Here is a 22,258-nt window from a genome sequence, read left to right on the forward strand (position 1 = left end):
GACACCCGGGCAGATTGTGTTCAAAAGGTGGCGCGACGACTTGGCTCGTTTCGATTTCGCAACACCATGATATCCAGAAGGCGGTGGAGTTGGCGCGGTCGTTGCAGCACTGCGGCAGCACAGGGGGTCGAGTGTTCCATGTTGGACGATGGTCGAGTTCGGTCGGATAAGGTTTCGACCTCTGGAGCGGCGTCCTTTGCGCGCCTGGTCGACCTCCAGCTGATCGAAAGCGAGACCGGCACGCTCGGCGTGGCCGACGCGGCGACCCACATCGGCTTCCCCGTCCTGCGGGCCTATTTCCTGACTGGCGTCCCGAACGGCAAGGGCCGCGGCGGCCATGCGCACAAGACCATGCGCCAATGCTTCATCTGTCTGCGCGGACAGGTGACGATCGCGGTGTCGAAGGGCGCGGAGATCCTGCGGACCCGACTGGCCGGCTACGGCAAGGCCCTGGTCGTTGACGCCGCCTGCTGGCGCGACCTCTACGACTTCTCCTCGGACGCCCTCGTCCTGGTCCTCGCCTCGCAGCCCTATACCGAGCCGGACTATATCCGCGACCATTCCGAATTCCTCGAATGGGAGCGCCGGCATAGCGCCTCGTCGGTTCCCTTCATCGACCTCGGACGGCAACACGCCGACATGGAACGCGCGGTCACCGACGCTGTCCACGAGGTCATCCGGTCGGGCGTCTACATCGGCGGCCCGCTGCTCACGGAATTCGAGACGCAGTTCGCCGACTATTGCGGGACCACCCACGCGGTGGGGGTCGGCAACGGGCTGGACGCTCTGGCGATGGCCCTGGCCGGCTGGGGCGTCGGGCCCGGTGACGAAGTCATCGTGCCAGCCCATACCTTCATCGCCACGGCGTTGGCCGTCGACCGGGTGGGCGCCACGCCGGTGCTGGTGGATGTCGAGGCCGGCACCGGCCTTCTGGACCCGACCCTGCTCGAGGCGGCGATCACGCCGCGCACCCGCGCGGTCATTCCGGTCCACCTCTACGGCCAGGCGGCGGACATCAAGGCGATCCGCGCGGTCATAGGGACCCGCGACATCAAGATCCTGGAAGACGCGGCCCAGGCGCACGGCGCCTTCTACGGCAACCGCCGGTGCGGCGCGCTCGGCGACGCGGCCGCCTTCAGCTTCTATCCGACCAAGAACCTCGGCGCGCTCGGCGATGGCGGCGCGGTGGTGACCAACGATCCCGAGCTGGCGGCCGCCGTGCGTCGTCTCGGCAGCTACGGGTCGATGCAGAAATACGAGCACGAGGTCATCGGGGGCAACTCGCGGCTGGACCCGATGCAGGCCGCGGTGCTCAGCGCCAAGCTGCCCTGGCTCGATCGGCTGAACGCCCGGCGCAGCGAGCTGGCGGAACTCTATCTCGCGAACCTCGCCGACCTGCACGGGCTCGAGTTGCTGCAGATCCATCCCTACGGCCGGCCGGTCTGGCACGTTTTCGCCGTGCGCTGCCCGGGCCGCCGCGACGAGCTTTTCCGCTACCTCGCCGAGCGCAACATCGACGCCAACATCCACTACCCCACGCCGATCCATCAGCAGACCTGCTACGCGGGCCGGTGGGAAGGCCAGTCGTTCCCGGTCGCCGAGATGTGGGCGCGCGATGTGCTGAGCCTGCCGTTGAACAGCACCCACACCAACACCGAGATTCTGGCTGTGATCGAGGCTGTCACCGACTTCCTGTCCCTGCCCGTCGCCGGCTAGACGCGGGCGGGGCTCCAAGGGCGCGCATCCACGGCCAGAACTTGCTAGGTCTGCCTCCGGCCGAGGGTTTGCGGGCTTTGGGGGGCGTCATGACGTTGCGGGGACTGGGAGTGGCGGCGATGACCGCCGTGTTGCTGATGGCCGGGACCGCCGGCGCGGCGTCGCCGACGGGCGCGGTGCGCGCCTGGCGGCAGGCGCACGAGAAAGAGATCGTCTCGGACTTCGCCGCAATGCTCGCCGTGCCGAACGTCGCCACCACCGTCCCCGACGTCGAGAAGAATGCCGCCTATATCTCGGCCCTGCTGCAGAAGCGCGGATTCAAGACGCAGCTGCTGACCGCCGAACCCAGGACGCCGCCATCGATCCTCGCGGCGCTGAAGACGCCCGGCGCCAAGCGCACCGTGGTTTTCTACGCCCACTATGACGGCCAGCCGATCGGCCAGAAGGGCTGGATCTCGACGCCGTTCGAGCCGTCGATGCGCACGGCATTGCCCGAAGCCAGGCCCGTGGACTGGAAGGCCGCGACAGGGCCGCTCGATCCGGACTGGCGGCTCTTCGCCCGCTCGGCCGGCGACGACAAGGGGACCATCCAGGCCTTCATCTCGGCCTTCGACGCCCTGAAGGCCGCGGGCATCAAGCCCTCGGTCAATATCAAGCTGCTCTACGAGGGCGAGGAGGAGCAGGGCTCGCCGCACTTCGCCCGGCTGGTGGCCAAGAACCTGGAGCTGGTGCGCGGCGACCTGCTGATCATGGGCGATGGCCCGATGCACCAGTCCGGCAAGCAGGAGATCAACTTCGGCAACCGCGGGATCACCGGCTTCACCGCCACGGTCTACGGGCCGCTGAAGCCGCTGCACGACGGCCACTACGGCTCCTGGGCGCCCAGCCCGACCGTGATGATCGCCTCCCTGGTGATGAGCCTGCGCGACGACGAGGGTCGGATCCTGATCCCCGGCTTCTACGACGACGTGGCCCCGGTCTCGGCGGCGGACAAGACCGCGTTGGCCGCCCTGCCGGATGTGGAGACTGGACTGAAGCGGGCCATGGGCCTGGGCCGCAATATCGGCCCGCCGCGGCTGGCCGACGGCTACATGGCCCCGACGCTCAACGTGCGCGCCATCCACGCCGGCGACGAGGGACCCAACGCCGCCAACGCCATCGCCACCGAGGGCGAGGCCTCCTTCGACTTCCGCCTTGCGCCCGGCGAGACCCCGGCGCGCGTGCGCGAGCTGACCGAGGCGCACCTGACGCGGCAAGGCTGGTTCATCGTGCGCGACGCGCCCGACCTCGCGACCCGGCTGGCGCATCCGAAGATCGCGCGGATCATCTGGGACGCCGGCTCTTCCGTCGCCACGGAATCGGCGATGGACGGGCCGGGCGCCAAGGCCGTGGCCGCCTCGATCTCGCGCACGGTGGGCTATCCGGTGCTGCGCCTGCCGTTCATGGGCGCGAGTTCCGGCATGGCCGAGATCGTCAACCAGATGAAGGCGCCGATGGTGGGGGTCGCCATCGCCAACTACGACGACAACCAGCATGCCCAGAACGAGAACCTGCGGCTGGGCAACCTCTGGGACGGCATCGAGGTCTACGCCGGCCTGATCGCCGATCTCAATTGGTGATTCTGTCCGTTCATCCCGCCGCGGAGTGAATGGCTAGCCCAGGAAGATCGTCCCGGGTGGCAAGGTCGACATGGTGACGCCCACCAGGATCATCTGGTTGCCCGGCGTCCCCATGTCGATGACCGTGTCGGCGCCGACCTGGGTCACCGTGTAGGTCGTGCCGGGGTCGAGCATCACCCGGTCGCCTTCGCTCAGATGGAAATCCAGCACCCGGTCGATCCCGGCGTCCTGCGAGCCGTGGAACAGGTCCGCCCCGGCCCCGCCGCTCTCGGTGTCGTTGCCCCGGTCGCCGGAGATGTAGTCATTGCCCGCCCCGCCGGTCAGCACGTCGTCACCCTGGCCGCCCCGCACCTGGTCGGCGCCGTCGCCGCCGTCCAGCGTGTCGTTGCCCAGATTGCCCCAGACCACGTCGTCGCCGGCGTCGCCGAACTGCAAGTCGTTGTCCTTCCCTCCGACCACCCAATCGTTGCCGTCGTTGCCGTGCAGGGTGTCGTTGCCCATGTTGCCGTTGATATCGTCGAAGGCTGAGCCGCCCGAGACGGAGTCGTCGCCTTCGTCGCCGCGCAGGTAGTTCTGGGCGTCGTCCCCGGTGATCGTGTCATTGCCGGTCTGGGCCATGATGATCGAGCCCGCCGCCTGGCCGACCAGCACGTCGTTCCCGGCGGTGGCTGCCGTGGCGCCCGCCTGGACGCTCACCGTGTAGCGGCCGCCGGTCTCGTCGCCGAAGGAACCCGCCTCGACGTAGAAGGTCCCGCTGGTGGTCGCATGGACGATGAGGCGGGAGTCCAGGTTGCCTGGGTAGGAGATGTCGTCGTCGACGGCGAGCACTCCGCCCGAACTCCCGTGGAGATAGACCGTCGGGTCATCGAGGCCGCCCGCCTGGCCGGTCAGGTTGATGACGTAGTCGGTCCCTGCGTTGAGCTGCACCCGGAACCAGTCGCGGTCGCCGGCCAGTTCCAGGTTGCCGACCGTCGCGACGCCGACGGTGATCTGCCCCATCGGGCTTACCGGGTCGCCGAGCGTGCTCGCGAAATCGTCGCCGAAGCCGGGTAGCGGCGTGGCGGGCGGCGTCCAGCCCAGGACGTCGAGCACCCGCAGGTCGACCGTCGACATGAAGCTGGGGATCCCACCGCCGCCCCCACCGAAGGAGTCGGAGAAGGTGAACTCCCAGTCTCCGAGGTCGCCGCCGTCGTTGACGCCCGCTGCGTTGATCGCGTTGTGATAGGCGAAGGTCGTCAGATGGTTGGAGTCGACCCCAAACACCGTAATGGCGCCATCCTGGCCGCCGGTGAAATCGCGCTGGCCCGAAAGCGAGAAGCGGAAGAGATCGAGCGGGGCGAAGCGGCTGCTGAGGCCCAGACTCTGCACACGCCCGAAGACCCCTTCGGTAAGCTCGTGCTCCAGTGCGCCAACCGCGTCGGACCCGAAGGTCCAGGGCTCAGTGGTGCTCAGGGTGACCGTGTCATCGACCCTTCCGGTCGGGCCGAAGAGGCCCAGCGCCTGCGCCTCGCCGGCGCTGATTTCGAAGCCCCGCCCGCCGGAGGGATCGATGGCCGGAAGGCCTGCAACCGCCAATGCGTCGTCGGCCGTGGTCGCATGGGCCGTGAGCGCGACGACCAGATCCGCATAGCTGACCGCGTAGACGGAGAACCGGTTCTCGGCGATGCCATCGCCCAGCGACTGGAAGTCGAAGCTGACGTTGACTGTGACCGGACTTACGAAATGGCCCTGGAGGAAGTGCTCCGCTTCCAACACCGCACCGCGATAGGCGTCGGTGACACCGGCGCCGTAGGTATTGTTGAAGACAAGCCCGCTCCCCGCAAGGGTGACGGTTTCGCTACCCAACGGCATACAACACCCCCCGGCGATCCGGTCATTGGGGCGTGGCAACCCGCAGTTGTCAACGCTGGCGGCGCCCGGGCCCTGGGTCAGCTCAGCGGGCCCGGAACCTCAATGGCATGGTCCTGGGGCCGGAGATGAAGTTGGACGGCAGCCATTCGGGCGGCGCCGGCAGCTCGAAGTCGGTCATCCGGGTCAGCACCTCGGTCAGCATGGCGTCGATCTCGATGCGGGCTATGTGCTGGCCGAGGCACCCGTGCGGGCCGGTCCCGAAGGCGATGTGCGGATTGGGCTCGCGGGCGAGGTCCAGCGCGTCGGGCCGCTCGAACACCGCCGGGTCGCGGTTGGCGGCCCCGAAATACATGACGACCTTGTCGCCTTCCCTGATCCGCTGGCCGCCGAGCTCGACATCGTGGCGGGCCGTGCGGCGCATGTAGATCACCGGGCTCGTCCAGCGCAGCAGCTCCTCGCGCGCCACGGGCAGCCGATCCGGCAGGTTGGCCATCAGCCAGGCGAACTGGCCGGGATGCTCCATCAGCGCCAGCAGCCCGCCGGACAGCAGATTACGCGTCGTATCCCCGCCCGCGTCCACCAGCAGCAGGAAGAACAGCAGGAACTCCACATCCTCCAGCTTTCGCCCGTCCACCTCGCAGGCGAGCAGCTTGGAGGCGAGGTCGTCGCCCGGCCGGGCGCGCTTTTCGGCGATCACACCGGAGCCATATTCGAACATCTTGGCGACCGCGGCCCCGCCCGCGCCCGGCGGCAGGGCTTCCGGCGCGGTGTGGATGGTCTCGGTGAGCTTGTAGAGCTCGCGCCCGTCGGAGAGCGGCAGGCCCATCAGCTCGGCGATCACGAAGGACGGCATCTCGCCCGCCACTTCGCCCACGAAATCGCATTCACCCTTGTCGATCACGGCGTCGACGATCTGCCGGGCCAGGGCCTGGATGCGCTCTTCGCGCAGGCGCGCGGCCGGCAGGGTGAACTCCTGGCGGATCAGCTTGCGGAACGCCGTGTGCTCCGGTGGGTCCATCATCAACATCATCTTGTAGGGGCCGAAGCCCTGCCCCTGCCCCGGCGGCGGGTCGGGGATCATGATGGTGGGCTCGGAGGAGAAGGCCTGGAAGTCGCGGTCCACGGCCCAGACGTCGGCGTGGCGGGTGACCGCCCAGAAGCCCGCCCCGTCGCCCGGCTCGTCATGCCAGCGGACCGGCGCATTCTCGCGAAGCCAGCGGAATTGCTCGTGCGGCTGGCCGTCGGCGAAGCTCGCCGGCGACAGGAGGTCGATCTTCATGGCGTCTTCCCGCGCGTTTCCTAAGGCCGATTGGGCGCGCCTTGACGATGCGGCAGGCAAGCGGCGGGGCCAAGCCCGACTAGGCGCCCGGGAGACACGGTGGTAGCTGGCGAGACATGTCCCGACATGCTCCGCTCCACAGCCGATCCGCGCCCGCCCTCGCCGCCGGCCTGATCTGCGTCCTCGCCCTGGCCGGTTGCACGACGCCGCGGATGAAGCCTTCGCCCAGCCCGGCGGTCCTCGAGACCCGCGCCCGGATCGGGGCCAAGCCGGCGGTTTGCTCGGGCGGGCCGCTCGCCTCGGTCTCGCCGATAGACGTGGGCTTCGGGTTCGACGAGACGGAGATCGGCGACGCCGCCCGTCAGAACCTGGTCAAGGCGGCGGCCTGGCTGACCTGCAATCCCGGCGTTGAGGTGGTGATCCTTCCCAAGGGGGACAATCACGGCACGCCGGCGCACCGCCAGGAACTCGCCGAGGGTCGCGCCAAGGCCGTCGTCGATCAGCTCCGCGCGCTGGGCGCGACCCAGGCGGTGATCCGTTCGCTCGCGGCCGGCGCCGTCGATCCCGTCACCGCCCCGCACCTGGTCATCTCCGCGCGCGGCCGCGGCTGGTAGGCGCGCCCGGTCGCCGCATTACCGCGAATTATCTTTCTTGTAAGGCCGAGCGGCGACACAAGGAGCCTGCGATGGATGTGCGCTGAGGGGCCGCGCATCCGCTAGGAGTCTTACGCCTTGGTGCTCGCCCTCTTCGCCGCCGCCACCTTCTCGCTGTCCGCGCCGGACCTTCCGCGTCTGCCGCCGATCACCCGCGAAGCCCAGATCACCTACGTCGACCGCGCCGGCGCGGTGATCGGCGTGCGCGGGGGCCGGTTCGCGCCGCCGGTCGACCTGGCGAAGCTGCCGGCCTATGTCCCCGCCGCCTTTGTCTCCATCGAGGACCGGCGGTTCTACGAGCACTCCGGCTTCGATCCGGTCGGGATGGCGCGCGCGTTGGTGGCCGACCTCTCGTCCGGCAAGAGCCAGGGCGCCTCGACCATCACCCAGCAGCTGGCGCGCAACCTCTACCTCACCGCCGACCAGACGATCGAGCGCAAGGCGACCGAGCTGATGTACGCCGTGCAGCTCGAGCGGACCTATTCGAAGAAGCAGATCCTCGCCCTCTACCTGAGCCGGGTCTATTTCGGCGAAGGCGCCTACGGCCTCGAAGCCGCCTCGCAGCGGTTCTTCAACAAGCCGGCCTCGAAGCTGACGGTGCGCGAGGCCGCGACGCTGGCCGGCATCCTGAAGTCGCCGACCCACTACGACCCCGCCGACCAGCCGGAGAAGTCAGCCGAGCGGACTAAGCTGGTGCTGGCGGCCATGGTCGAGAGCGGTGCGATCAGCGCCGCCGAACGCGACCGGGCGCTGGCCGCGACGCCGAAGGTCTGGAAGACCGCGCCCACCGCGCCGGCGCAATATTTCGTCGACTGGCTGGACGGCCAGACCCGCCAGGCGGTCGGCGCCGTCCGCCAGGACCTGATCGTGGAGACCACGCTCGACCTGCCCACCGAAATCGCCGCCGGCGATGCGGCCAAGGCGGTCTCCATCCGCTTCGCCAAGCAGGGCGTGAGCCAGGCCGCCGTGGTGACACTGGACGGATCGGGCCGGGTGCGCGCCATGGTCGGCGGCGTCGACTACGCCAAGGCGCCCTACAACCGCGCCGTCGACGCCCACCGTCAGGCGGGATCGGCCTGGAAGCCCTTCGTCTACCTGACCGCAATGGAAGCCGGCCGTACGCCCGACGTGCAGGTGGTCGACGAACCGGTGACCATCAACGGCTGGTCCCCGCGCAACTTCGAACCGGAATTCCTGGGCCCGATCACCCTCGAACAGGCCCTGGCGCACTCGATCAACACGGTGGCCGCCCGGCTCGCCGACGAGGTCGGACGCGAGAACGTGGCGGCGACGGCCCGGCGGCTGGGGATCGTCTCCACCGTCAACACCGATCCGGCCATGGCGCTGGGCACGACCCTGGTCTCTCCGCTGGAGATGGCCCAGGCCTACGACGCATTCGGCAACGGCGGCTACCGCGTGGCGGCCTACGGCATCGAACGCATCCGCACGGCCGGGGGCCAAGTGCTCTTCCAGCGCCGCGCGCCGGCCCCGGCCCAGGCGATCCTCAACCCGCCGCTCGGCGAAATGCAGCGGATGATGCGCACGGTGATGGCCTCGGGCACCGGAACCCACGCGGCGATCCCCGGCTACGACCTGGCCGGAAAGACCGGCACGACGTCCGACTACAAGGACGCCTGGTTCTGCGGCTACACCGGCGGCCTGGTGACTGTGGTCTGGACGGGCCGCGACGACGCCACCCCGATGAAGCGGATCACCGGGGCGACCGCGCCGTCAGAGATCTGGCGTAGCTACATGGTCCAGGCCCTGAAGCGCCTGCCGAACGGGCCGATCCCGCCCGGGCCGCCGCCGCCCCTGCCGGTGACGCCGACGCCGATCACCGGCCCGGCCGCGCCCGCCGACGCCGCGCCGCAGCCGACGGCGCCGGCCTAGCCCAGGACCAGCAGGTCGCTGCGCCCGACGATCGGCTGGACGCCATCGTCGGCGGCGACATAGGCGTCGAGGCGGGCGAAGCCGGCCTCGATCTCCGCCTCGCCGATGTGCTCGAAGGTCGAGATCGCCCTCAGCCGTAGGCGCGCGGCCATCTCCGCGGCGTTGCCGGCGAACCGCTCCTCGAGGCTGTCGAAGGCGACCCGCATCAGGCCGACCGGGGTGAAGGCCGCCGCCACCTCGGCGACCGAGGGGAACATCTCAAGCTCGATCCGCCGCGCGCTCGGGAAGAACTGGTGCCACCAGAGCTGCGGCATGGTGTCGGCGAAGGTGCTGCGGATCAGCAGCCGGCCGCCGGGCTTCAGCACCCGGGCGATCTCCACGGCCGCCGCGGCTCGGTCCGGCACGTGGTGGTAGGAAAGGAACATCAGCACACCGTCGGCGCTGGCGTCCGGCAACGGAATGCGCGCGGCGTCGCCCTCCAGATAGGCCACCTGGGGATGGGCCGCGGACGCCTCGGCCAGCCCGCGCATCCCCGCGGAGGGCTCAACGCCTCGAACCGGACCGCCGAAGGCGTCGGCCAGCGCCGGGGCGAAGCGGCCCGAACCCGAACCGAGGTCGATCAGCTCGAGCGGCCGGCGGCGGGGGAGATGGCGGGCGAAGACCTCCATCCACGCTAGCGTCACCTGCGGGGCGATCGCGCGGCCCTGGGCGTAGACGGTGTGTTGCCGCTGGTCGTAGTCGACGGTCTTCAGCATGGCCCGGGGCTCCATGGGGGGCCGGAACAAGACCGCGAAGCCTGTAGTTGAGGAAGCGAGATTTCCTCAAGAAGGACGGCGAACATGAAATCAACTCACCTGGCCCTGACCGCCGCGGTGGTTCTCGCGCTCGGCGTTTCGGGTTGCAGCAAGGACCGCAAGGCGGAGGCCGACACCGGCACCGCCAAGGCGACCGTCACCACCGACGCCCCGGCGAGCGTTGTTCCGGACTCGCAGTTGCAGTCCCAGGCCCAACAGGCGGCCACCGCCTCCTCGACGCCGGTCGACGGCTCGGGCCCGGTGACCACCACGACCGCCGCGCCCCCGGCCGCGCCCGAAAAGAAGTAGCCGCCCGCCGCCGGTCCGGTGGCCCATCGCCGTGGAACATGCTGAGGTGCCTCGATAGCGGGGGCGACGCGCGGCGATGAAGACCTACCGGATCGGGGTGATCGGCCTGGGCCAGCGGATCGCCCATGTGCTGGCGGCCATGCAGGAGGTCGGCTGGCGCCTGGAGGTGGCGGGCCAGGTCGATCCCGCCCCGGTCGGCGCGCCGATCCTCGCCGCCGCCGGGATTGCCGAAGGGCCGGTCTTCGCGACGGCCGCCGAGCTGCTCGCGCACGGGCCCTATGACCTGGTCATGGTTGGCACGCCCAATCACCTGCACTTCGAGCACATCAACCTGGCGCTCGACGCCGGCTGGCCGGTGTTCGCCGAGAAGCCGATCGTCCGCACCCAGGCCGAGAGCCTGGCCTTGGCGAGCCGGCTCGCCGCGGGCGGGATGCCGGCGCTCTACATCGGCCTGGTCATGCGCTCGATGCCCATCGTGCGCGAGGTGATCGCCCGGGTGGATGGCGGCGAGCTGGGCGAGATCGTTTCCATCGACGCCACCGAGCACCTGCCGCCCGAGCACGGCGGCTACCTCGCCCGCAACTGGCGGCGCAGGGCCGCGTGGGGCGGCTCCTATCTGCTCGACAAGGTCTGCCACGATTTCGATATCTTCGGCCGCATCGCCGGCGCACGGCCGGCGCGGGTGGCGAGCTTCGGCGGACGGCGGATCTTCACCGCCGAGCGGGCGGCCACGGCGCCGCAGACCTGGGACACCGGCGAGGCGGCCTATGCCCTGCACGACGCCGGCTGGGCGGGCGCGAACGACGCCTTCCAGTCGGACATGGACGTCACCGACCACCAGACCGCGATCGTCGAATACGAGAACCAGGTTCGCCTGTCGTTCCACGCCAACAGCCACGTGGGCCTGACCGAGCGGCGCTGGTACGTGGCCGGGACCGAGGGGACGCTGATCGCCGACCTGGTGCGCAACAAGCTGATGGTCCGCCGCGCCCTCGCCCGCGCCAAGCCCGAGCGGATCGACTATGCGAACCGCACGGCGGACGCCCACAACGGCGCCGACCAGGACATGGCCCGCGACCTGCTGGCGAGCCTGCGCGACGGCGCGGCGTTTCCCGTGACGCCGTTCGACAGCCTGGAGGCCGGCCTGACGGTGATGGCCATCGACGAGGCGATGGGGTCGGGCGAGGTGCTCGACTGCCGGCCGATGTGGGCGCGCTACGACGCGGCCATGACCAGCGCCTCGCCCAGCAGGTCCTGAAGCAGCGGCGTCTTGGGATAGGGCTCGTGCCGGTACTGGCGGAAGCCCTCGCCGAACGGCACGCCGAAGTCGCGGCCGCGACGTCGCGACCAGGCCTCCATCGAGGCCAGATGATCGGAAATCCCGTGCTGGCGCGCGACCCATTCCGCCTGGCTGACATGGCAGGCCAGCATCTGCTGCTTGAGCGCGAAGCCGCGGGCGATGTCGGCCCCGAAATCGGCGAGGATGCGGTTTCCCTCCCGGTCGCGGCCGCCGATCGGGTCCATGAAATAGAGGTGCGGGATGGCCTCCAGCGCCGCGGACGGCCCCGTTCGGTAGTTCGGCACGGACGAGGCGAAGCAGGCGTCTCGGATGAGCTGGCTCGCGGCCTCGTGGTCGGGGTGATAGTCGGCCGGCGAGGCGGCCAGCACCACGTCGGGCCTCGCCCAGCGGATCAGCTCGGTGGCCGCCCGGCGCGAGCGGTCATCGTTGAAGACCCCGAGATCCGGCAGGTCCGCGCAGCGATACTCGGCCCCGATGAGGTCGGCCGCGCGCGCCGCCTCGTCCTTGCGGACCCGCGCGGTCTCGGCGAGGTCGGTCTCCGTCGAGCCGCACTCGCCGGCGGTGAGGGTGGCGATCCGGATCGCGTGGCCCCCCGCCGCCAGCACCGCCAGAGCGCCGGCCGCCAGGTGTTCGATGTCGTCGGGGTGGGCGTGGACCGCCAGGACGGTCGCCACCGCTAGCTGCCGCCCAGCCGCCAGCCGACTTCGGTGGCCAGGACGGCGAAGAACTCGGGGCTGTAGGCCGCCTCGGGATCCTTGCGGACCAGGGTGTCCATCTTGTGCGCGTCCTCGCCCACCAGGATACGCCAGCGGTCGGCCTTGACGCCGTCGAGGATCACCGTGGCGGCGGCGGCGGCAGTCATCGGAGCCTCCTCCAGGAAGCGGCGCGCCTGTTCGGCGACCATGGCCTGCAGGGCGTCGTCGGCGATCTGGGTGACGTCGATGCCCATCCGGGCGATCCGGGCGCGGGCGCGGGCCAGGTCGTCCTCGCTCAGCGTATCCTCGTCGCGCCCCGTCATCACCTTGCGGGAGTTGGCGACGATCGAGGTGCCGATGTGGCCCGGCATGACCACCGAAACCTTGATGTGCGGGGCGTTGAGCGCCAGGTCGGTGATCAGGGCCTCCGAGAACCCCTTCACCGCGAACTTCGCCGCCGCATAGGAGGTGTGGCTGACGCTGGGGCCGAGGCTCGCCCAGAAGCCGTTGACGCTGGAGGTGTTGACGATGTGCGCCTGGTCGGCGGCCTGCAGCATCGGCAGGAAAGTGCGCACGCCCAGATAGACCCCGCCCCAGCAGACGTTGAAGGTCCGCTCCCACTCCTCGCGGCTGTCGGCGATCATCGAGCCGCCGCCGCCGATGCCGGCGTTGTTGAACAGGAGGTGGATCTTGTCGGTGTCGTGCGCCACGGCGGCCGCATCGCGGAAGGCGATCAGCTGACCCTCGTCCGACACGTCGGCCTGATGGGCGGTGATCCGCGCGCCCTGCGGCACACCGTCGGCTTCGCAGAGCGCGATGGTCTCGGCCATGTTGCGGGTCGAGACGTCGCACATGGCGACGCTGCAGCCCTCGGCGATCAGCTGGCGGGCGAGTTCGCGCCCCATGCCGGTGCCACCGCCGGTGACGACGGCGATCTTGCCTGCGAAGTCCTGCATAGCGCTTCCCCTGATGGCTCGCCGCCAGCTTGACCCGCCGGCCGCCGGGCGTCCACCGTGACGCCGGGGAACGGGCGGGCCGCGGCGGGGGTTTTCGAAGACGCACGCCAGAACGGATGGACCTCATGAAACTCTATCTCTCACCCGGCGCCTGCAGCCTCGCCGATCACATCGCCCTGCATGAGGCCGGCTTCGACTTCGAGCGGGTCAAGGTCGACACCAAGACCAAGCGCACCGAGGACGGCCGCGACTATCTGACGATCAACCCGAAGGGCTATGTGCCCGCCCTGCAGTTCGACGATGGCCAGGTCCTGACGGAGAACATCGCCATCCTGAGCTGGATCGCCGACCAGGACCCCTCGCTGGCGCCGTCAGGGCCCATGGGCCGCTACCGGCTGCTGGAGATGCTGGCGTTCATCTCCACCGAGATCCACAAGAGCTTCAAACCCTTCTTCAAGCCGGACGCCAGCGAAGCCGAAAAAGCCGCCGCGGGGGAAATGATCGGCAAGCGGCTGACCCATCTCGCCGAGCGCCTGAAGGACGACTACCTGTTCGGCGGCCAGGCCAGCGTCGCCGACGCCTACCTCTTCGTGATGTGCCTGTGGGCGCAGAAGACGGCGATCGCCCTGCCCGATCCGCTGCCGGCCTTCGTCGCCAGGATGAAGGCCCGGCCGGCGGTGCGCCTGGCGCTGGAGCACGAGGGGCTCGCCGAGCCTGCGGCTTCCTAACAGGCCCGTTCAGGCTGCATTCAGTCGCCAATTCATAGCCTTGTGAGCATGAACACTTCGGCCCTCGGGCCGTTACCCACTCACAAGGAGGCCAAGATGAGAAAGCTTCTCACGGCCGCGATGGCGGCGATCACCCTGGGCGGCGCGGTGTGCGCCACGGCGGCGCCCGCCGAAGCCCGGCCGCACGGCGGCTACTACGGCGGCTCTTACGGCGGCGGTCACTACTACCGGGGCAACAACAACGGCGGCGCGGCCCTCGCGGCCGGCGTCGTGGGCCTCGCGCTCGGCGCGGCGATCGCCAGCAACGGCCACAGCTACAACTACAACCGCGGCTATTATGACCGTGGCTACTATCCGGACGGGTACTACGCCTATGACGGCGGCTATCGGACCTGCGAGAGCACCCGCTGGGTCTGGGACCCCTACATCGGCCGTCGCGTGCCGGTGACCAGCCGTTACGCCTGCTGACCGCGGCGCGGCGCTGAGGACGCGACCTAGAGCGCGTCCTCAACCCTCGCTCAGCCCTCGACCGTGAACGTCAGACCGGCGTTCCCCTGGAGCCGGTCGATGAGCTTCGTCCGCATGGCGGCGCCGGGCGTCCAGACACCCCCTGGAACGTCCGGCGCGTCCTTGACGAGGCAGATCGCCGCCTCGGCCAGCATCTTCGAAGTCGAGCCGTAGCCCGGATCCCGGTCGCCCTTCACCGAGACCTTCACCTTGCGCCCGTCGTCGGCGATCCCGACGAAGACGATGTCGTAGAACCCCGCTTCGCGCTCGGCCTTCGAGGGCCCTTCGCCGGGCTTCGGCGCATTGGGGCCCATGCCGGTGAACTCGGTTGGCGCGCCCGGGACCACAATCGACATCTCGTCATATTTGAAGTCTTCGCCCCAGGGATGCCCCATCAGGGCGTTCGAGCGGTGGACGTTCTTGGTGTTGATCGCCGCCATCATGAACGGACCGACGTCGGCGCCCACGTCAGGATCATGTTCCACCGCATTACCCGGAGGCTGCTCGGGGCCCTGGAAGCCGGGGGTAAGCGCGAAGGGGTTCATCATCAGCGCGATCAGGCTGGGATCCTTCTGCATCGCCGCCATGGTCGCAGCGCCGCTGGCCGCCGTGCCGCCGGAAAGCCCACCCTGCATGCCGCGGATGCGACCCTTCACACGCGGGACCGGCCCGCCGAGCTTCGCCTTGGCGGTCTCTTCCGCGAAGAAGACGCCGAGCTCGAAGGGGATGGAATCGAAGCCGCAGGAATGGACGATCCGCGCGCCGCTCTTCTTCGCCGCCGCGTCGTGGGCGCCAATGATCTGAGCCATCCAGTTGGGCTCGCCGGTCAGGTCGAGGCAGTCGGTCCCGGCCGCGACGCAGGCCGCCACCAGGTTGTCGCCATAGAGCTGATAGGGCCCCACCGTCGTGATGATCGCCTTGGCGCGGCGGACCATGGCGTCGAGCGAGCCCCGGTCGTCGGCATCGGCGACCACAAGCGGCGTCTCGGCCGGCAGGCTCATCTCGTCGCGCACCTCGGCGAGCTTCTGGGCGCTGCGCCCGGCCATCGCCCATTTCACCTCGCCGCCGATCCCGTAGCGCTGGGCAAGGTATTCGGCGACCAGGCGGCCGGTGTAGCCGGTGGCGCCATAGACGATGATGTCGAACTCGGCGTTGGGGTTCATGGCCCGCGGGTCTCCGTTGAATGAGGCGGCGGCACCTTGCCTATAATTTACGTCGTAAGTAAATCGTCCGCATGGCAGGCTTGCGCGAGGGCGGCCTGCGCCTCATCCGGCGGCGGGCGGGAGGAAACGAATGCGCCAAAAGGTGCTGGTTCTATATCTGGCCAATTCGGCGCTCGACGCGCCCACCGTGGCCTGGGCGGTCTATGACGGGACCGGCGAGACGCGGCCCATGGCCGGCGACGACGACCAGGCGCCCTACCGCACTGGGGTCGAGGCCCTGAAAGACGGCTGGCGGCTCTTCCAGGCCGCGCAGATCCTGCCGCACACCCGCGGCGATGAGTTCGACCTCGCCTACCTGAAATACGAGTTTTTCTTCGAGAAACTCGTGGAGGCCGCCGCGTGACCGCCCTGCCACTGCTCAGCTCGCTCGAAATGGCCCGCTTCGTCGCCCGCGGCTTCCTTCGCTTCGACGGCGTCGTGCCGGCCGAGATCAACGACCAGTTCCTGGCCGAGGCGGGCGAGGCGGACTACCCGAAGCCCGGCCGCAAGATGATGCACACCTACGGCGAGCTGCTCGCCAGGGCCCAGATTCCCGAGGTTCCGCCCGGCGGCCCGCTCGCCGCCGCCTATCCGCAGGGCAGCGCCGTCGAGCGGCTGCTCGCCCTGCCGCTGGTCCGGGGCGCGATCCAGAGTCTCGCCGGCCCCGACCCGGTCTTCGACCACCACTTCCTGCACGTCACCTTCCCGCCCGCCTACTACGACGCGGCTGGTGGCGAGAACGTCTCCCAGCACACCCACCAGGACTCAACGATCGACCCCTCCGAGGGGTTCGACCTGCAGGTCATGTACTACCCGCACAAGGTGACCCGCGAGATGGGCGGCACCCGCTTCATCCCGGGCACCCACCTTCGGCGGGTCAGCGAGGTGGCGCTCGGCCGCTACCAGAACATCGCCGGCCAGCAGCACATGGTCTGCGAGGCCGGAACCCTGCTCTTCCTGCACAACGGCATCTGGCACGGCGGCGGGGTGAACCTGTCGGACCGCACGCGGACCATGTTCAAGATCCGCATGAACCCCACCGTTCCGCAGGTGCGCCTGTGGGACATGGCGACCCTGCCGGCCGAACCCGCCCAGCGGCCGATCTTCTTCGTGAAGACGCCGCAGCCGGAGACCGTGGAGAGCATCCTGATGACGCCGGAGCCCTGGTTCGAGCAGGATACCGGGCGCCTCGAATATGTGAACCGCATCAAGCTCTGGCGCCGGTTGAGCGGCGACCCCACCTTCGACGCCGACCACTGGATGACCCGCCTGGAGAACCCGGCGCGGGCTTGAGGGCAGCCTGTTTGGGCGTGAAACGTAACATGAACATGCTATAGGGCGAGGATGGCCGATAGCGCGGTCCCTGCCGCCGATCTCCTGCCCCCGCGGTTCGCCGACTGGTTCGCCAGCCGGGGCTGGAGCCCGCGCGTCCACCAGCTGGCGATGATCGAGCGGGCGCAGGCGGGTCGCGACGCCCTGCTGATCGCGCCGACCGGCGGGGGCAAGACGCTGGCCGGGTTCCTGCCCAGCCTGATCGCGCTTGCCGAGCGGCCGCCGGCCAACACGCCCCGCGGTCTCCACACCCTCTATATCTCGCCGCTCAAGGCGCTGGCGGTGGACGTGGAGCGGAACCTGGGCGCCCCCATCCTGCAGATGGGTCTGCCGATCACCGCGGAGAGCCGCACCGGCGACACCGGCATCTCGCGGCGCCAGCGGCAGCGGATGAAGCCGCCGGAGATCCTGCTGACCACGCCTGAGCAACTGGCCCTGCTCTGCGCGTGGGAGGGGGCGCGGCTCTATTTCGAGAGCCTGGAGTGCGTGATCCTCGACGAGATTCACACCCTGCACGCCTCCAAGCGCGGCGACCTGCTGGCGCTCGACCTCGCCCGCATCGCCCAGTTCGCGCCGAACCTGCGCCGCGTGGGGCTCTCGGCCACCGTCGACGACCCGGAGGTGATCAAGGCCTGGATGGCCAACCACAGCGCCGGCGGCAACAGCTCCATCGACCTGGTGCGCGGGCCGGCCGGCGCGGAGCCGATCGTCGAGGTGCTGCTGTCGGAGGGGAAGGTGCCCTGGGCCGGCCACACCGCCCAGCACGCCATGCAGGAGGTCTATGACGTCATCAAGAAGTCGCGGACCGCGCTGGTCTTCGTCAACACCCGCTTCCAGGCCGAGTTCGCCTTCCAGGAGCTCTGGCGCCTGAACGAGGACAGCCTGCCGATCGCGCTGCACCACGGCAGCCTCGCCGCGGAGCAGCGGCGCAAGGTCGAGGCCGCCATGGCGCGGGGCGAGTTGCGCGCCGTGGTCTGCACCTCGACCCTCGACCTCGGCATCGACTGGGGCGACGTGGACCTGGTCATCCAGCTCGCCTCGCCCAAGGGCGCCTCGCGGATGGTGCAGCGGATCGGCCGGGCCAACCACCGGCTGGACGAGCCCAGCCGCGCGATCTTCGTGCCGGCAAACCGCTTCGAGATGCTGGAGTGTCAGGCCGCCCGCGAAGCCATCGCCGAGAACAAGCTCGACGGCGACCCGCCCCGCGTCGGCGCGCTCGACGTGCTCGCCCAGCACGTCATGGGCTGCGCCTGTTCCGAGCCCTTCGATCTCCTGGCGCTCTACGACGAGGTCCGCAGCGCCGGTCCCTATCGCGAGCTGATCTGGGAGGACTTCGAGCAGGTCGTCGATTTCGTCTCGACCGGCGGCTATGCGCTGAAGAACTACGACAAGTTCCGCCGGATCGTGAAAGGCCCGGATGGGCTTTGGCGCGTGCGCAACGCCGAGACCGCCCAACGCCATCGGCTGAACGTCGGGGCGATCGTCTCGCCGGCCATGCTGTCGGTCCGGATCGCCATGCGGGGCGGCCGCGGCGGCCGCAAGGTCGGCGAGATCGAAGAGGGCATGATCGAGATGCTGGAGCCCGGCGAGACCTTCGTTTTCGCGGGCCAGGTCTGGCGGCTGGTGGGCGTGACCAACCTCGACGTCCTCGTCCAGCCCGCGCCCTCGGCAGACCCGAAGATGCCGTCCTGGGGCGGTTCGAAGTTCGCGCTCTCCACCTACCTCGCCAAGCGCGTGCGCCAGCTGATGTACGACCAGGCCCACTGGCAGGTGCTGCCCACCGACGTTCGCGAGTGGCTGGAGGCGCAGCGCGACCGCTCCGTCATTCCCGAGGAAGACGAGATGCTGCTGGAAACCTTCCCACGCGGCCGGCGCAACTTCATGGTCTGCTACCCCTTCGAAGGCCGCCTGGCGCACACTACGCTGGCCATGCTGCTGACCCGGCGGCTGGAGCGGATCGGCGCCGCGCCGCTAGGCTTCGTCTGCAACGACTACGCCATGGCGATCTGGGCGCTTAACCCCCTCGAAGGCCTCGATTTCGGCGCCCTGTTCGACGAGGACATGCTGGGCGACGACCTGGAAGCCTGGCTCGCCGAAAGCTTCATGATGAAGCGCGCCTTCAAGGGCTGCGCGATCATCGCGGGGCTGATCGAGCGGCGCTTCCCGGGCGAGCAACAGAAATCGGGGCGGCAGATCACCTTCTCCACGGACCTCATCTACGACACCCTTCGCCGCCATCAGCCGGACCACCTCCTGCTGCGGTGCGCGCGCGACGATGCGGCGACCGGGCTCATCGATGTGGCGCGGCTGGGGCAGATGCTGGCCCGTATCAAGGGGCGGATCCGGCATGCGGCGCTGGAGCATCTGTCGCCCTTCTCGGTGCCCATCCTGCTGGAGATCGGCAAGGAGCGCGCGCCGGGGCAAACGGGGGAGACCATGATCCTGCGCGAAGCCGAGGACGACCTGATCGCCGAGGCGCTGGGATGAACGCCCTGGCCGCCAAGTCCTTTGTCTACGACCACGCAGTCGCCGATTGCGGCTCGTTGTGGACGCCGATCGGCGCGGTTCGGGCCATGCTGCGCTGCTCCGGCGCGCTCTGGCTGGAGGCGGCGCGGGCGCTGGTGGTGGCCGACCTCCACCTGGAGAAGGGCTCCTCCTACGCCGCGCGCGGCCAGATGCTGCCGCCCTACGACACCCGCGAGACGTTGAAGCGCCTGGCCGCTGAGGTCGAGGCCCTGGCGCCCGTGACAGTGATCCTGCTGGGCGACACCTTCCACGACCGCAAGTCCGAGGCCCGGCTGGCCGACGACGACGCCGAGCGCCTGCGCGACCTGGCGCGCGGCCGGACGCTGGTCTGGGTGATCGGCAACCATGACGCGGACGGTCCCCGCGCGCTCCCCGGCGAGGTCGCCGCGGAGCTGGACCTACTAGGCCTCACGCTGCGCCACGAACCCCGGGCCGGCCCGCAGCCGGGCGAGGTCTCCGGCCACCTGCATCCCGCGGCCCGCGTGAAGGCGACGCGCGGCACGGTGCGCAGGCGCTGCTTCGTCACCGACGCCGAGCGGATGATCCTGCCGGCCTTCGGCGCCTACGCCGGAGGACTGAATGTGCGGGACAAGGCCTTCGACGGCCTGTTCGTCCGACCGCCCCTGGCGGGCGCACTCGGAAACGGCCGAGTGCACGCGGTGGGTTGGCGGTCGCTCGCCGGCGACTAGACGTGCCCGGTCTTCATCGCCTGGTCGAGACAGACGGCGAGCGAGATGCAAGCCCCGGCGGTGAGCGCTGTCGACAGCTTCGGATAGCGCGACGGCACGTCCGGCGCCTGGTGGTCGAACAGCCATTGGACCAGGAAAGCGCCGATGCAGCCGGCGACGATCCAGCCGTCGGGAATGCGGTGGCGGGCGGCCAGCAGGCTCCAGGCCACCACCGGAGACAGCACCGAGATCAAGAGGCGCTCGGCTCGGGGCTGCGGCCGGCCGGTCTCCATGCCCCAGCGCACGCCCCCCAGGAAGGCCAGCACGACGCCGGACCAGGTCAGGATCACCGTGAGCGCGGGGCGGGCGACGTCGGCGGCGCCCCAGCCATAGGCGATCGCCGAGACCGGGAAAGGCGCGAGCGCGCTCAGTGCAATGCCCCAGAGCGCCGGCGGGATGGAATCGTGGCGAGCTGCGGGTTCCGGCATGTCCGTCACCATTCAGTCTCTCCGAAACGCGGACGAAGCCGCCCAACCGGCCGCCAGCGCGAAGGCCATCGCAGCTAGACCATAGGACCATGGCCTCTCATGGGCCCAAAGGTAAAGGCTGCGTTCAGCGCCGACTTTCTCAACCGTAAGTGTACGGTCCTTCTCGGAGACCGGCTGGCCGTTCTGGAACAGCAGGATGCGCACGTCGTAGCGGCCGATCGGGGCCTCGGCGGGCAGCGCGATCTCGGCGCGGAACAGGTTCTTGTCGACGAACCGCACGCCGCGTTCGTCGACGTCGTAGAGGTGCTCGGCCTCTTTCAGGCGCACCACGGCGCGGCGCCAGTCGAGGTAGTCGGCGCCCAGTCGGCTCACCACCACGTCGCGCACACCGTAGCGGGTCTCCGTGCGCTGCTCGGCCGGGGCGTTGATCGCCAGGTGGTCGACCCCCGCGCCCAGCCGGCGAAGCACCCCGAAGCGGGCGATGTCGTCCAGCGGTCGTGTCGAGGCGGCGATATAGAAGCCCGGCGCGCCCTGGAAGACCACCGGGCGGCTGTTCACCCAGACGCCGGCCACCCGGCTCTTGCGCGCGATCCGCACCGGCTGATCGGGCCCGCGCACGATGACCACCACATCGCTGGGCCGCGAAAGCGGATCGAAGACCGCGCCGTAGAGCACGATCTGGTCGCCGCGGAAGTCGGAGTTCACCCGCACATTGGTCTCGGTCAGCGCCGCCGAGATCACGGCCGAGCTGGCCGGCGCCGGGGCAGCGGGCGGGAGGGCGGCGGGCGGGAGGGCGAGCGCCATCAGCCGCCGGTCCCGGACATCAGCACGAAGGGCTCGTGCGGTGTGAAGAAGAGGCCGAGGCCCATCCTGAGGCCCACCAGCAGCACGATCAGCGCCAGGAGCGCGCGGAGCTCCTCGGCGCGGAAGCGGGAGGAGGCCCGGGCCCCGAACTGGGCGCCCAGCACGCCACCGACCAGCAGCAGGGTCGCCAGCAGGATGTCGACCGTCTGGTTGCGGCCGGCCTGCAGCACCCCGGTGAGCGCCGTGGTGATGATGATCTGGAAGAGGCTGGTGCCGACCACCACGCTGGCCGGCATCCGCAGGACATAGACCATGGCCGGCACCAGCACGAAGCCGCCGCCCACGCCCATGATCGCCGAGAGCACGCCCACGAAAGCCCCGAGCGCGATGGGCGGGATCACGCTGATGTAGAGCCGCGAGCGGGGGAAACGCATCTTCAGCGGCAGGCCGTAGAGCCAGGGGGGCCGGCGGTCGCGGCGGGGCGGGGCGGGCACGTTGCTGCGACGGCGCAGGATCGCCCCGATCGATTCCCAGAACATCAGGCTTCCGATGACGCCCAGGAAGATCAGGTAGGAGAGCGCCACCACCAGATCGGCCTGGCCCAAGAGCCGCAGCCAGCGGAAGATTTCCACCCCCGCCACGGCGCCAACGACGCCGCCGCCCGCCAACACGCCGCCCATGCGGAAGTCGACGGCGCGTTTGCGGCCGTAGGAGATCACGCTCGACATCGACGAGGCCGCGACATGGTTCGACATGCTGGCCACGGCGACGGCGGGCGGAATGCCTAGGAACACCAGCACTGGCGTCATCAGGAAGCCGCCGCCGATGCCGAACATGCCGGAGATGAAGCCCACCAGCGCTCCCAGCGCCACCAGGAGCGGCGCGTTCACCGACACCTCGGCGATGGGCAGGTAGAGGTCCAACGTTCAGCGCCTCGGGGG

Annotated in this window: 21 protein-coding genes; 12 read left to right on the plus strand and 9 right to left on the minus strand. The window is 69.7% G+C overall.

All coding sequences use genetic code 11. From position 1 onward, the window contains the following. The first annotated feature begins 138 nt into the window (after positions 1–138). Together ACESMY_RS16855 and ACESMY_RS16860 are read left to right on the plus strand one after the other, a co-directional pair. Positions 139–1,716 carry a DegT/DnrJ/EryC1/StrS family aminotransferase gene (locus tag ACESMY_RS16855; protein ID WP_372785776.1) on the plus strand — a complete coding sequence of 526 codons (1,578 nt, stop codon included), beginning with the start codon at positions 139–141 and terminating at the stop codon, positions 1,714–1,716. A 119-nt stretch (positions 1,717–1,835) separates the two neighbouring features. Next, positions 1,836–3,335 carry a M20/M25/M40 family metallo-hydrolase gene (locus ACESMY_RS16860; RefSeq protein ID WP_372785777.1) on the plus strand — a complete coding sequence of 500 codons (1,500 nt, stop codon included), beginning with the start codon at positions 1,836–1,838 and terminating at the stop codon, positions 3,333–3,335. Between the two features lie 33 nt (positions 3,336–3,368). Here ACESMY_RS16860 and ACESMY_RS16865 read toward each other — a convergent pair whose 3' ends face one another. Then, positions 3,369–5,186: an NF038122 family metalloprotease gene (locus tag ACESMY_RS16865; RefSeq protein WP_372785778.1), complete on the minus strand. Its 1,818-nt coding sequence runs from the start codon at positions 5,184–5,186 to the stop codon at positions 3,369–3,371. A gap of 82 nt (positions 5,187–5,268) precedes the next feature. Then, positions 5,269–6,465, minus strand: coding sequence for a cytochrome P450 (locus ACESMY_RS16870; protein ID WP_372785779.1), 1,197 nt, complete (start codon positions 6,463–6,465; stop codon positions 5,269–5,271). Between the two features lie 116 nt (positions 6,466–6,581). Here ACESMY_RS16870 and ACESMY_RS16875 point away from each other — a divergent pair, with 116 nt between their 5' ends. After that, positions 6,582–7,079 carry an OmpA family protein gene (locus tag ACESMY_RS16875; protein ID WP_372785780.1) on the plus strand — a complete coding sequence of 166 codons (498 nt, stop codon included), beginning with the start codon at positions 6,582–6,584 and terminating at the stop codon, positions 7,077–7,079. Between the two features lie 120 nt (positions 7,080–7,199). Beyond that, positions 7,200–9,008: a transglycosylase domain-containing protein gene (locus ACESMY_RS16880; RefSeq protein WP_372785827.1), complete on the plus strand. Its 1,809-nt coding sequence runs from the start codon at positions 7,200–7,202 to the stop codon at positions 9,006–9,008. On the opposite strand, the gene ACESMY_RS16885 is transcribed toward ACESMY_RS16880, so the two are convergent. Further along, the gene (locus ACESMY_RS16885; RefSeq protein WP_372785781.1) at positions 9,005–9,763 is read right to left on the minus strand and encodes a class I SAM-dependent methyltransferase; all 759 of its coding nucleotides are present in this window, start codon (positions 9,761–9,763) and stop codon (positions 9,005–9,007) included. The two genes, ACESMY_RS16880 and ACESMY_RS16885, sit on opposite strands and share 4 nt — an antisense overlap. Before the next feature lie 84 nt (positions 9,764–9,847). Between ACESMY_RS16885 and ACESMY_RS16890 the strand changes: the two genes are divergently transcribed. Continuing rightward, positions 9,848–10,111, plus strand: a complete 264-nt coding sequence (locus ACESMY_RS16890; protein WP_372785782.1) for a hypothetical protein — start codon at positions 9,848–9,850, stop codon at positions 10,109–10,111. A gap of 76 nt (positions 10,112–10,187) precedes the next feature. Then, a complete protein-coding gene (locus tag ACESMY_RS16895; RefSeq protein WP_372785783.1) occupies positions 10,188–11,369 on the plus strand; it encodes a Gfo/Idh/MocA family protein in 1,182 nt (393 codons plus the stop codon). On the opposite strand, the gene ACESMY_RS16900 is transcribed toward ACESMY_RS16895, so the two are convergent. After that, positions 11,327–12,085 carry a PIG-L family deacetylase gene (locus tag ACESMY_RS16900; RefSeq protein WP_372785784.1) on the minus strand — a complete coding sequence of 253 codons (759 nt, stop codon included), beginning with the start codon at positions 12,083–12,085 and terminating at the stop codon, positions 11,327–11,329. The two genes, ACESMY_RS16895 and ACESMY_RS16900, sit on opposite strands and share 43 nt — an antisense overlap. Positions 12,086–12,087: 2 nt before the next feature. After that, positions 12,088–13,062, minus strand: coding sequence for an SDR family NAD(P)-dependent oxidoreductase (locus ACESMY_RS16905; protein WP_372785785.1), 975 nt, complete (start codon positions 13,060–13,062; stop codon positions 12,088–12,090). A gap of 125 nt (positions 13,063–13,187) precedes the next feature. Here ACESMY_RS16905 and gstA point away from each other — a divergent pair, with 125 nt between their 5' ends. Then, positions 13,188–13,790 carry a glutathione transferase GstA gene (gstA, locus tag ACESMY_RS16910; protein ID WP_372785786.1) on the plus strand — a complete coding sequence of 201 codons (603 nt, stop codon included), beginning with the start codon at positions 13,188–13,190 and terminating at the stop codon, positions 13,788–13,790. 96 nt (positions 13,791–13,886) lie between these two features. After that, a complete protein-coding gene (locus tag ACESMY_RS16915; protein ID WP_372785787.1) occupies positions 13,887–14,258 on the plus strand; it encodes a hypothetical protein in 372 nt (123 codons plus the stop codon). 50 nt (positions 14,259–14,308) lie between these two features. Here ACESMY_RS16915 and ACESMY_RS16920 read toward each other — a convergent pair whose 3' ends face one another. Further along, positions 14,309–15,460, minus strand: a complete 1,152-nt coding sequence (locus ACESMY_RS16920) for a trans-acting enoyl reductase family protein (RefSeq protein ID WP_372785788.1) — start codon at positions 15,458–15,460, stop codon at positions 14,309–14,311. Between the two features lie 130 nt (positions 15,461–15,590). On the opposite strand from ACESMY_RS16920, the gene ACESMY_RS16925 reads away from it, so the two are divergent. The 4 genes from ACESMY_RS16925 to pdeM are packed head-to-tail and all read left to right on the plus strand — an operon-like array spanning position 15,591 to position 20,046. Then, positions 15,591–15,863, plus strand: a complete 273-nt coding sequence (locus ACESMY_RS16925; RefSeq protein WP_372785789.1) for a hypothetical protein — start codon at positions 15,591–15,593, stop codon at positions 15,861–15,863. After that, positions 15,860–16,792 (plus strand): phytanoyl-CoA dioxygenase family protein, encoded by a 933-nt coding sequence (locus ACESMY_RS16930; RefSeq protein WP_372785790.1) that lies wholly within the window; start codon positions 15,860–15,862, stop codon positions 16,790–16,792. The genes ACESMY_RS16925 and ACESMY_RS16930 overlap by 4 nt, the downstream gene beginning before the upstream one ends. Before the next feature lie 51 nt (positions 16,793–16,843). Beyond that, positions 16,844–19,318: a ligase-associated DNA damage response DEXH box helicase gene (locus ACESMY_RS16935; protein ID WP_372785791.1), complete on the plus strand. Its 2,475-nt coding sequence runs from the start codon at positions 16,844–16,846 to the stop codon at positions 19,316–19,318. Next, a complete protein-coding gene (gene pdeM / locus ACESMY_RS16940) occupies positions 19,315–20,046 on the plus strand; it encodes a ligase-associated DNA damage response endonuclease PdeM (RefSeq protein ID WP_372785792.1) in 732 nt (243 codons plus the stop codon). Before ACESMY_RS16935 ends, pdeM begins: the two co-directional genes overlap by 4 nt. Here the strand turns inward: pdeM and ACESMY_RS16945 are convergent. From ACESMY_RS16945 to ACESMY_RS16955, 3 genes are read right to left on the minus strand one after another with little or no spacing between them, the layout of a single operon-like run. Then, the gene (locus ACESMY_RS16945) at positions 20,043–20,525 is read right to left on the minus strand and encodes a DUF3429 domain-containing protein (RefSeq protein WP_372785793.1); all 483 of its coding nucleotides are present in this window, start codon (positions 20,523–20,525) and stop codon (positions 20,043–20,045) included. The two genes, pdeM and ACESMY_RS16945, sit on opposite strands and share 4 nt — an antisense overlap. Next, the gene (locus ACESMY_RS16950) at positions 20,526–21,317 is read right to left on the minus strand and encodes a TIGR02186 family protein (RefSeq protein ID WP_372785794.1); all 792 of its coding nucleotides are present in this window, start codon (positions 21,315–21,317) and stop codon (positions 20,526–20,528) included. Beyond that, the gene (locus ACESMY_RS16955; RefSeq protein WP_372785795.1) at positions 21,317–22,240 is read right to left on the minus strand and encodes a sulfite exporter TauE/SafE family protein; all 924 of its coding nucleotides are present in this window, start codon (positions 22,238–22,240) and stop codon (positions 21,317–21,319) included. The genes ACESMY_RS16950 and ACESMY_RS16955 overlap by 1 nt, the downstream gene beginning before the upstream one ends. Positions 22,241–22,258 lie beyond the last annotated feature (18 nt).

The organism is Phenylobacterium sp. (genome assembly GCF_041691455.1).
Classification (GTDB): Bacteria; Pseudomonadota; Alphaproteobacteria; order Caulobacterales; family Caulobacteraceae; genus Phenylobacterium.